The organism is Saccharothrix sp. BKS2 (genome assembly GCF_047689505.1).
In the GTDB taxonomy this organism is placed as follows: domain Bacteria; phylum Actinomycetota; class Actinomycetes; order Mycobacteriales; family Pseudonocardiaceae; genus Actinosynnema; species Actinosynnema lopnurensis.
Genome location: NZ_JAUQOL010000001.1, coordinates 1 through 11,010 on the forward strand (window position 1 = coordinate 1; position 11,010 = coordinate 11,010).

The 11,010-nt window shown below is 66.7% G+C and carries 5 protein-coding genes and 1 pseudogene; 5 read left to right on the top strand and 1 reads right to left on the bottom strand.

Going from position 1 to position 11,010, the window contains the following annotated elements; genetic code table 11:
- Positions 1-305 precede the first annotated feature (305 nt).
- The 5 genes from Q5530_RS00005 to Q5530_RS00025 all read left to right on the top strand — a co-directional run bounded on the left by Q5530_RS00005 (position 306) and on the right by Q5530_RS00025 (position 10,606).
- Positions 306-1,172 carry a tyrosine-type recombinase/integrase gene (locus tag Q5530_RS00005; RefSeq protein WP_415359797.1) on the top strand — a complete coding sequence of 289 codons (867 nt, stop codon included), beginning with the start codon at positions 306-308 and terminating at the stop codon, positions 1,170-1,172.
- 141 nt (positions 1,173-1,313) lie between these two features.
- Positions 1,314-5,174 (top strand): DISARM system helicase DrmA, encoded by a 3,861-nt coding sequence (drmA, locus tag Q5530_RS00010; protein ID WP_415359798.1) that lies wholly within the window; start codon positions 1,314-1,316, stop codon positions 5,172-5,174.
- Entirely contained in the window at positions 5,171-7,072 is a 1,902-nt protein-coding gene (gene drmB / locus Q5530_RS00015) for a DrmB family protein (protein WP_415359799.1), read from the top strand. Before drmA ends, drmB begins: the two co-directional genes overlap by 4 nt.
- Positions 7,069-7,839, top strand: coding sequence for a DISARM system phospholipase D-like protein DrmC (drmC, locus tag Q5530_RS00020; RefSeq protein WP_415359800.1), 771 nt, complete (start codon positions 7,069-7,071; stop codon positions 7,837-7,839). The genes drmB and drmC overlap by 4 nt, the downstream gene beginning before the upstream one ends.
- 223 nt (positions 7,840-8,062) lie before the next feature.
- The gene (locus Q5530_RS00025) at positions 8,063-10,606 is read left to right on the top strand and encodes a DUF262 domain-containing protein (RefSeq protein ID WP_415359801.1); all 2,544 of its coding nucleotides are present in this window, start codon (positions 8,063-8,065) and stop codon (positions 10,604-10,606) included.
- A gap of 53 nt (positions 10,607-10,659) precedes the next feature.
- On the opposite strand, the pseudogene Q5530_RS00030 reads toward Q5530_RS00025, so the two are convergent.
- Positions 10,660-10,950 (bottom strand): annotated as a pseudogene (locus Q5530_RS00030) (NUDIX domain-containing protein); the annotation flags it as partial.
- Between the last annotated feature and the right edge of the window lie 60 nt (positions 10,951-11,010).

Genomic DNA, 11,010 nt, shown 5'->3' on the forward strand with positions numbered 1-11,010 from the left:
GGTCGGGAGTGAGGATGAAGCCCTTGCCCAGGACGTTGGAGCCTTGGAACGATCGTCCTCGATTGGATACCAGGCGGAACTGGCCGTGTTTCACGAAGTGAACGGTCGATCCCCAATGTGGACTCCTGGTTGCGTTTCAGCAGGTCCGCGGCACAACCAGGGCATGATGACAGGACCGAGCAGGTGATATCCCACAGTGCCGAGCAAGCCAACGAGGCTGAGGTTCAGGCCACAACACCGGCTCTCCGCGAACTCCACGAGGAACTGGTATCCGAATGCGGCCTCACCAGTCCATGATGTCGCCCATGGACATCGAGGGGTTCATCGAAGCGCAGCGTGCCGACGGCTACTCACGCAACACAATCGGAGCCCGGGTCCGATGCATCAAGGCGATCGCGCGCCACGCCGGCACAGCCGCCGGCAAGCTCACGCTCGACTCCGTGGTGGCGTACTTCGCAGACAGGGAGCTTCGCCCCTGGTCCCGGCGAACCTACCTGAACCACCTCAAGGTGTTCGGCAAGTGGCTCGGGGTCGACCTGATCGAGGGGATCCGCAAGCCCCCGGCCCCGAGGTCGACGCCCGACCCGCTCTCCGAGCAGGATCTGAAGAAGCTGGTGGACGCCGAACAGGGGCCACGGAAGCTGTGGGTCCTGCTCGGCGCGTTCTGCGGCCTCCGCGCCCATGAGACGGCGAAGCTCTCCGCTGCCGATGTGATCACAGGAGACGGCGGCGAAATCGTTCTCAGGGTGACCGGTAAGGGTGGGCGCACAGACGTCGTCCCCGTCCCGCCGGTTGTCCTCGAAGCGCTCGATCTGGAGAAGAGCGGTCCGCTGTGGCCCGGGGTGCGGCCCGAACGGGTATCCCGAGCGGTTGCGGTGGCGGCGGCCAAGCTGGGCATCCGGATGCGGTACCACCAACTCCGACACCGTTACGGGACGGCGGTGTACCGATCATCCGGGCGTGATCTCCTGCTCACCCAGCGGCTCATGCGGCATTCGTCACCGGCGACGACGGCCGGGTACGCCGCCGTGGCCGACGATCAGATGCACGTGGTGGCCTATGCGTTGCCGGGCGCCGATCCTCAGGGGACCCGATCGGCGTCAAAGAGGCGCAGCTCGCAGCCCTGTTCGACCTGTGAGCCCGTCCGCCAAAGCAGAGCAACCAAAAATTGAGCCCCCCTCGGATAACGGACTGATCAGCACATGACATGTGGAACTGAGGTGCGCTCGATATTCACAGAGGTCCGCGCCATGCCTGAATGGTCGATACCCTCAGCGCTCCAGTTACCCGCCGGACGGGAGAGGACTCCGTTCATGCCCGACCAGCAGCCTGACGCCACGGGCTTCGCGGTTCCGCACCCCATCGACGAGGTGCCCCAGAGTTTCCTGGCCGGCGACTCGCACGACGTGCGGAGCGCGCTGGAGAAGTACATCTCCCGCGATCTTCTCGGCCCCTGGGACGGCGAACTCGAAGATCTCGCACCCGGCTCCGCCGGTCCCCTGGACCGCTACCTCGTCGGCATGCTGGGTCCGAAGCGCATCCCCGCTGAAATCAAGGACCACAACGCCGTGGCTCGCAAGGCGGCACAGGACGATGACGACGGAGCCGGGTTCAGCGGCGGAGGGGACGGTCAGGACGCCGAACTCCCGGAGCTGCTCACACCACAGGTGGCTGGCCGGATCTGGGCTTCCTCCATGGGACTGTCCTTCGTCGTTCCGGCCTCGATCGGCGAGATCAGCGTCGTGGCGTCCTGGGGCAGCTACACCCAGGGCGAGTCACTGTCCGACTCCGCTCGGCCCACTCGTCGCTGGGCCCGCCGACCGGTCAGCCACGAACGGCGGATCACCGTGACCACCGTCGGCGACCAGGAGCCCTACCTCCTGGAAGGCGAGCACGCCGACCAGCCATCGGTCCAGCTCCGGGTCAAGGTCCGGAGTCGGGTCGAGGATTCCGACGGCGAGAGTGGCACGGAGCTGCGCGTCGTGGAGGTCGCTCTCGTCAACGCGCTGGACGAATCGCGCGACCTGCGTGACGCCAACTGGCTCTTCCAGACCAAGCTCGAAGTCACCGGATCGACCAAGGACGCCGCCGTCTTCCTGCCGATCGACGACCCCCTGCTCCCCGGCAACGCGCGACGTGCACCCGAGGACCCCGAGGAACGTCGCCTGAGGCTGCTCTACCGCGACCAGTTGCGCCATGCCGTCGGCCGCAACGTGGCCGTGCACCCCAAAGTGCGGGAGGGTGAACGCCGAGCGTACGAACTCGTCACCACCTGGCTGCCTGCCTACAACGTCGCCGCGACCACCGCACCCGGTATCGAGCGACAGAAGCTCTTGACCGGCCTCGAACTCTCCATGGACAAGCTTGCCGGCCTTGCGGTTCCCGCGCACCGCGAGCAGCTCGTCACCGCCCTCCGACCACTCTCGGACGGTTACGCGACCTGGCTCGCCCAGCAGCGCACGGACGCGCAGCGGCTTCCCGAGGAGCTGAGGACCAGCGCCGAAGTGGCCATCGACGAAGCCCGGGACATCCGCGCGCGGATCTCCGAGGGCATCGACACCCTGCTCTCCGATCCCCTCGCGCTCGAAGCTTTCCGCTTCGCCAACCAGGCGATGGCACTTCAGCGGCGCAACACCGCTCTGGCCACCCTGCGCTCGGCCTCCGAGGACGGCTCGCTGACGTACCGGCAAGCCAAGGCGGAGATCGACAACCGAGGTGAGGCGGCTGCGAGCTGGTACCCCTTCCAGCTCGCGTTCGTCCTGCTGAACCTTGCCTCCCTCAGCGACCCCGCGCACCCCCACCGCGGCACCGGCCACGAGGCACTGGTCGACCTGCTCTTCTTCCCCACCGGCGGCGGCAAGACCGAGGCGTACCTCGGCCTGGCCGCGTACACCTTCGCGCTGCGCCGCCTCCAGGGAACCCTCGGCACCGGTCCGGACGCCCGCAGCGGCGAAGCAGGTGTCGCCGTCCTGATGCGCTACACCCTGCGGCTCCTGACCGCACAGCAGTTCCAGCGGGCAGCCGCGCTGGTGTGCGCCGCCGAGGTGCTGCGCCGCGAGGCGTACGACGGGGTGCGCGACGAGGCGGGCGCCTGGGTCACGGCTCCCGATCACCGATGGGGGGCCACGCCCTTCCGCATCGGTATGTGGGTCGGTGGCACGGTTTCCCCGAACTGGTACAAGGAAGCCGCCGAGCAGGTCGCTGAAGCGCGGGAGGCAGGGCACGGCAAGGCCGCTCGCGCCTTGCAGGTGCTCAGCTGCCCCTGGTGCGGGGAGGGCTTACGCGCCCACCGCGACCTGTCCACCGATGACGACGTTCGTCGCGTCTTCGTCTACTGCCCCCGTGGCGAGGGTGGGGACGCCTGTCCTTTCTCCCGACGGCTCTCCCCGAACGAGGGCCTGCCGATCCTCACCGTGGACGAGGAGATCTACCGACTCGTCCCCAGCCTGCTGATCGCCACGGTCGACAAGCTCGCCCAGTTGCCCTGGCGGGGTTGGGCGGGCTTGCTCTTCGGCCGGGTCTCCCACCTGTGTCCCCGGCACGGCTACCGACACGGGGACCTGGACCAGGAAATCGGCTGCGGCAGCCACCACCAGAACAAGCGCGGAGGCAGAGCCAGGGGCGGCTTGGACAAGGTCGTCTCACAGCCCGTCACCCAGCTACGTCCGCCGGACCTGATCATCCAGGACGAGCTGCACCTGATCTCCGGTGCGCTGGGTACGACGGTCGGGTTGTTCGAGGCGGCAGTCGACCAGCTGTGCACCTGGTCCTACACCGATCGGGAAGGCACCACGCACGAGGTCGGACCCAAGATCATCGCTTCCACCGCGACCACCAAGCGCGCCGCCGAACAGGTGCTCGGGGTGTTCGGCCGCAGGGTCGCGGTCTTCCCGCCCCAGGTGGTGGATGCGGGGAACACCTTCTTCTCGCTCCAGGTCCCCGTGACCAAGGACCAGCCCGGCCGCCGCTACCTGGGCGTCTGTGCCCACGGCTTCCGCATCAAGGCCGCCGAGATCAGGCTCGCGGAGATCCTGCTGCTGGCCGGGCAGGAGCTGTTCGACCAGTACGGGTCTCCCGCGGACCCCTACATGACCCTGGTCGGCTACTTCAACGCCACTCGCGAGCTGGCGGGTATGCGTCGGTACCTGGACGACGACATCACCACCCGGGTACGCCGCAACGGTACGGCCAAGGGGATCGCCGATCGCATCGTCACCAAGTCCGGGATGCTCACGATCCAGGAGCTGACCTCTCGGGTTTCCTCGGCGGACATCAACACGGCCCTGCGCAGGCTGGAGACAGGCTTCGACCCGGAGCACGACACCAGCCTGCGGCGCAGGGCCTTCGCCGCGGAGGTGACCGACGCACTCAAGAGCAAACCTCCTCGCAAGCCCCGCGGCCAAGGGGCAACTCCGGACCACAAGGGCGTCGACGCGGTGCTGGCCACCTCGATGCTGCAGGTCGGCGTCGACGTGTCGCGATTCGGACTGATGATGGTGGTCGGTCAACCGAAGAACACCGCCGAGTACATCCAGGCGTCCTCCCGCGTGGGACGTGACCCGCAGCGGCCCGGCCTCGTCGTCACCCTCTACAACTGGACCCGACCGCGGGACCTGGCCCACTTCGAGGACTTCGAGCACTACCACTCGACCTTCTACCGCCAGGTGGAAGCCTTGTCCGTCACCCCCTACACCCGGCGGGCGTTGGATCGGGGCACCGCGCCCACGTACATCGCCGCTCTCCGGCACGCCGCCTTCGAGCATTCGCACAACCTCGACGCCGGGACGCTCGACCTCGACGGACCGATCGCCCAGCGGGTCGAGAAGCGCCTGCTGGAGCGAGCCGAGACGGTCAGGGGAGAAGTCGCCCGGGGCTACTTCAAGGAACGGATCGAGGCGCTCAAGGACTCCTGGCGCAACCGGCGGGAGAGCGACGGGGGCAGCCTCGGCTACAGGGAGAAGAAGCTCAAGGACCGACATGTCATCCGTCTACTGCGCAACGCCGACGGCGGCCGGTGGAACGAGTTGACGGTGCCGCAATCAATGCGCGAGACGGAGAACGAGATCAATCTGCTGTTCCCCGGGAGTGGGAACTTCGCCGGGCAAACCGGTCCGGCATGGCGGTTCAGATCCCCTGCTGACGCGGACCACAGTCCGGAAGGGACCCAGGAATGAGTGGCGCGTACCGCAGGGTTGGCGCGGCGCGACCCAGCCACCTGATGTACACCGGCGGCATCGGATCACTGGTCGACTTGCCGAACTTCTCCGTCCTGGTCAAGGGTCTGGAGTCGTGGACCTACGGTGGAGTGCACGGCTATGACGTGGACGAACCACGACTCCGCGCCGCCGTCAACCGCGCCCTGCAACTCTACGGTTCGGATCGAATCACCGAACTCCGGTCGGCCCCGTGGATGGAGGGCGCGGACCAGGACCCCAAGGGGCAGGCCGCCCAGCAGATCGGTGCGCCGGTCATGCCATTCCCGCAATGGCTGCGCTGTACCGCGTGCAACGAATTGGGGTCAATCGGTTCAGATGTTTTCCGCTTCATCAACTCGGTGCCGAGAGCTCCGCACGAGGCCAGATTCACTCACAAGGGCTGCGGGAAGAGGAAGAAGGAACCGCTGGCCGTTGCCGCCCGCTTCCTGCTCGCCTGTACGGCCGGCCACCTCGACGAGTTCCCCTACGTCGCCTTCGTCCACCACGGCGGACCCTGTCCCAAAGGAGTCGTGCCGCGGATGAAGATGTTCGACCACGGTGGCAATCAAGCGGCCAGAGTTACCATCAGTTGCACCCCGTGCGGCACGCGCCGCAACATCCAGGAAGCCCAAGGGGCGCAGGGTGCGCAGAACCTGCCGGCCTGCCGGGGTCGGCACCCGCACCTGGATTCCTTCGACGACGAAGGTTGCGGCCAAGCGGCGATGCTGCTGGTGTCCGGCGCCTCCAACCAGTGGTTCCCGATCACGCTCAGCGCCCTTGCGTTGCCGCAGACCGGTGATGAAGGGTTGGCGAAGCTGGTCGAGGCACGGTGGGATGAACTACAGGGAATGACCGATCAGGCTTCCTATAAACTATTGTCCAACATTCCCGTGTTCAGCTACCTAAAAGATCATGACGCCACTGCGTTGATCGCCGCCGTGCACGCCCGAAATGCCGTGCAAGAAGGAACGGCCACATCAGATAAGGTCAGCCAAGAAGACCTCCTGACCCCGGAGTGGGAAACACTCTCAGCAGCCAAGTTACCCAATCCAACCAATGACTTCGCCTTGGCGCACGTCCCGGTACCCCCCTCGCTCACCTGCCTGTTCTCGCACGTCCGCCAGGTCGAGAGGCTGCGTGAAGCCCGAGCCCTGATCGGGTTCACGCGCCTCGACGCCCCGGACCCGGAGGACCCCGACCTGGTCACCCGGGTCAAACTCAGCCGCACTTCGCAGAAGTGGATCCCGGCGAGCGAGGTCCGCGGCGAGGGCATCTTCCTCAGGCTCGACGAAGAACTGGTCGCCGACTGGGTCACCCGGGTCGAGGACTCGGCGCAGATGATCGCGCACCTGGAGTCCTACAAGCGTTTCCGGACCAACCGCCGTTCCGATCGCCTCACCGGTGCGTTCGATCCGGAGCGCGGGTGGCCCGGCGAACGTTACATCGCCTTGCACACGCTGTCGCACCTGCTGATCAGGGCGATCGCGCTCGATTGCGGCTACAGCTCGGCCAGCCTCGCGGAGCGGATCTACGCGGGCAATGAGGACGACCCCCGCACCGGCATCCTCATCTACACCGCCGTGCCGGACTCCGAAGGCACTCTCGGCGGCCTGGTGACGCTGGCCGAGGAGGAGCACTTCGAGCGGATCGTGCGCAGCGCCTTGGCCGGAGCCCGTCACTGCTCGTCGGACCCGCTGTGCGCGGAGCGGCTTCCCCAGTCCCCTGCCGATTTCCTGCACGGCGCTGCCTGCCACGTCTGCCTCTTCGTCTCGGAGACGACTTGCGAGCGGGGCAACCGCTTCCTCGACCGGAGCTTCCTCGTGCCGATCGGCAACGATCCGTCCATCGTGCTGTCGCCGAAGGAGCTGACGGGTTGAGCAGGGCGGAGTTCGAGGCGGCAGCCGCTGAGGCGGTCGCCGTGCTCGGACCCGCCCAGACCAGGGACCTGGCGGGGCAGTTGGCCGAGGGGCGCAGTCGGGAGTACATCCTGCACGCGGTCCGGATGCGCACCGCGGGACCTACCGTCCACCGCCTCTTGAACGCCGTGGACCTCGCGGGCATACCTACTGGCGAGGTGGCGATGTACCTGCGCGGCTTCGCAGCCGCCTGGACGCGGCAGCGGGAACTGACCGAGGTGCAGCCGGTGTGGAGCGGACCACCGACCCCCGGCGTGCCGGTCCGGTCGACTGCCCAGGTACTGGTGTCCGTCGTCGGACAGGCGACGACGGAGGTGCTGGCGATGACCTACTCCGCTGCTGCCTACAAGCCGTTGACCGCGGCCCTGCGCGCAGCGGCGGAGCGCGGGGTCGAAGTGGACATCGTGGTGGAGACGATCCAGGGCGCCGGCGGCCTGCTGACCGGCCCCGAGCCGGCCCGGGCTTTCTCGGAACTGGCCGGGTTCACCACCGTGCGACTCTGGCACTGGCCGCTGGACCAGCGGGAGGAACGGGGTGCCCGGCAGCACGCCAAGATCCTGGTGGTCGACCGACAGGTCCTGTTCCTCGGCAGCGCGAACCTGACCGCCTCCGGAGCGCGTCACAACATCGAAGCAGGCGTTCTGATCCGCGGCGGCACCGCACCGGCCCGCTCCGCCGAGCACGTCAGGGAGCTGCAACGACGAGGTGTGCTGCGGCCGCTGAAGTGACCGCCTCATCGGACTTCGGTCTCGAACTCCAGGATGAACGACGAGTGGGGCAGCACTTCTCCCGCCGGGCCCATGTTCAACGCGGTCAGGCGGTGTAACGGCTCGAAGGGGTTGAGCGACGAATAGCCGTGCGGTTGATCTCAACGCCCCTGGGGTGTGCCGGCAACCGCAGGCGGAGACGAGTGGGCCGGCCGTTTGAACTCGGCTGTGATCGAGGTAGGGCATGAAGGCATCTGAGACCAGTCTGGTCGGTCTGATCCAGGGGCAAAAGCAGTTCCAGATCCCGCTGTACCAACGGACCTACTCATGGCAGGACAAACACCTCGGTCGTCTGTGGGATGACATCGTCAACCAGATCGAACTACTCACAGCAGGTGCGGCCGGTCCCTCCCACTTCCTGGGCTCGGTTGTGCTCGCGCCTTCGCCGAACACCGAGGCCCCCTTCGAGCGATGGCTGGTTGTCGATGGTCAGCAACGGTTGACGACGTTGAGCGTGGCGCTGGCCGCCGTACGGGATCACCACCTTGCCGCCGACGACCGGGAAGCGGCCGAACGCATCAACGACCAGTACCTGGTCAACCGCTGGAAGAAGGGCGACGACCACCTGCGACTCCTGCCCACGCAGGCCGACCGCCCCTCCTACGTCGAGTGCATCCGGACGAACAAGTCGGGCGGTGAGGATCGGCTCGCGGTGGCGTACCGGTTCTTCCGCAGCCGACTTGAGGCTCTGGAAGCCCCGATCAGTGTCGAGGATGTCGAGCAGGTGCTCACCACACGGCTGACGCTGGTGGTCATCACGGCCGACCACGGCGACAACGTGCACCGGATCTTCGAGTCGCTGAACAACACAGGACTGCGGCTCAGCCAGGCGGACCTACTGCGCAACTACCTGTTCATGTGCCTCCCCACGCGGGGCGAGCAGGTGTACGAGGACTACTGGCTGCCATTGCAGCGCAGTTTGAGCAATGATCAGCTTGAACAGCTGATGTGGCTGCAACTGGTGCTGGACGGGGACGAACGGGTCCGCAGACAGGACATGTACGCCGCACAACAAGCACGTTTGCGTCGCGAGGGTGAGACCGAGAACGCGGCGGAGGCATACATCGAGGAGTTGGCCCGCCGCTCCGCACATTTCATCCGAATGGTCGACCCGACGCGTGAGCCCGACGTCGAGGTTCGCGAGTACTTCCAACGCCTCCTGCAATGGCGTGGTGGTGTCGCCTACCCGGCGGTCATGCTGCTGCTCGACCGGCAGGAACGAGGTGAGCTCTCCTCACCCGACCTGCTGCGGGCACTGTCCTACATCGAGAGCTTCCTCGTGCGGCGCGCGATCTGCCAGGTGCCGACGAACAACCTCAACCGCATCTTCCAGGCGTTGCCTTCGCAGTTGCCTGCCGGCCGACCGGTCGTGGACGGGTTGCACTGGGTCCTGTCGGGTGCCCGGAGGTTCTGGCCGAGCGACGAAGAGCTGCGGAAAGCCATCCGCTGGAACCCCTTCTACTGGCAGGGCAGGCCGGAGCAGCAACGTATGGTCCTGCAACGCCTGGAGGAGAGCTACGGGCACCCGGAGCCGGTGGACTTCGCCGCTGCCGCTCTGACCGTGGAACACGTGTTGCCGCAGAACCCGGGAGGAGAGTGGCTGGCGGTACTCGCCGAGGATGCCGGCGAGGACGAGTCGGCACAGGAGCTTCACGAGCGCCTCGTCCACACCCTGGGCAACCTCACGTTGACCGCGGAGAACGCCAAGCTGTCCAACCACCCGTTTCAGCGCAAGCAGGACCTGCTGTCCGGAAGCCACCTGGAGATGAACCGCCGTATCGCCGAGGCCGCGCGCTGGGGCATGTCGGAAATCCTCGCTCGCGCCGACGACCTCGCCGATCGGGCCACCGCGCTGTGGCCCGCTCCGGGAGAAGGCAGCCACAAGGTCGAGCGCGGGCGGGACTGGGCTCTGCTCCACCAGGCCCTGTTGGTCATGCCTGCGGGTACGTGGACCACCTACGGGGATCTGGCCACGCTCGTCGGCTCGCACCCCCGGCCGATAGGCGCGCACCTCGCCAACACTCCCGGGGTCGTCAACGCCTATCGCGTGCTGGGCCACGGCGGACGGGTGTCAGACACCTTCCGCTGGGCGGGTGAGGACCGGGGGGACGTGCTGACCGTGCTGCGAGCCGACGGGATCACCCTCAACGAGCAGGGAGTCGCCGATCCGGTGCAACGGCTGACTGCCCGCGACCTGGCCGACCTGTTGGGGATGGCCGAACCCGGCAGCACGACTACCGGGGTGGGTGCTGATGCGTTGGCCGAGCGGCAACAGCGCTTCCTCGATCAGCTCCACGAGCACAACTCCGACGCAGTCGCCGACGCAGTCGTGAAGCTGCTCAAGCGCTGGACGACCCTCGGCGGAGTTCTTCAGTTCGGTGACGGAACCACGGTGACGAGCTGCTTCCTCGTGCTGGAACGCCCGAACCAGCCAGACATCTGGCCCCTGACGATCTACCCCACCTATGGACGCTCCGGTTACCTGGAAGTGGTTTTCAAGTACTTGGCCACCCGCGAGCCCTTCGAGGAGCTCGCCCTGCGCGACGAGCTGCGCGTCCGCCTCAACAAGCTCCCCGGCGTCAATCTTCCGGAGAGCAAGCTCGCCTTGCGGCCGAGCATCCCACTGAAGGTTCTCGAAGATCAAAATTCGGTCGAAACGTTGTGCGAAACCCTGCACTGGTTCTACCGGAGCGCAGAAATCAAACAATCAACCCCGACCGGGGATTGATCGAATCATACCCAAAGTGTGCAACCAGCCTGACTGTCGAGGTAGTGAACCACGGGTTCCCGGTTGATCGGCGTCCCGGCCCAGCGGCGGGTTTCGAAGAAGAGGCCGAGGCGGGGTTCGGGACCGGAGCCGTTGACGTGCAGGGTGTGGACCAGGCGTACGTCGACGGGGTCGAGGTGGAGGCCGACTTCCTCCTTTGCTTCGCGAACGGCGGCGTCGAGTTCGCCGGAGGGCAGGTGCCACAGGCCGTCGAAGAGTGGGTTGGCATCACGACGGCGGGTGAGCAGGATGTCGTCATCACGGACGATGAGAAGGTGGACGTCGATCAGATGTCGGTCGGCCATGGGTCCTCGTCGGTTGCTCACGCGGTCTGGGACCCGGCGCAGCTCACGTGGTGCGTGATT

Bases quoted from the DNA above. Each gene is read 5' to 3' on its own strand.
- Q5530_RS00005 (WP_415359797.1), top strand. From the start codon at position 306: ATGGACATCGAGGGGTTCATCGAAGCGCAGCGTGCCGACGGCTACTCA.
- drmA (WP_415359798.1), top strand. From the start codon at position 1,314: ATGCCCGACCAGCAGCCTGACGCCACGGGCTTCGCGGTTCCGCACCCC.
- drmB (WP_415359799.1), top strand. From the start codon at position 5,171: ATGAGTGGCGCGTACCGCAGGGTTGGCGCGGCGCGACCCAGCCACCTG.
- Q5530_RS00025 (WP_415359801.1), top strand. From the start codon at position 8,063: ATGAAGGCATCTGAGACCAGTCTGGTCGGTCTGATCCAGGGGCAAAAG.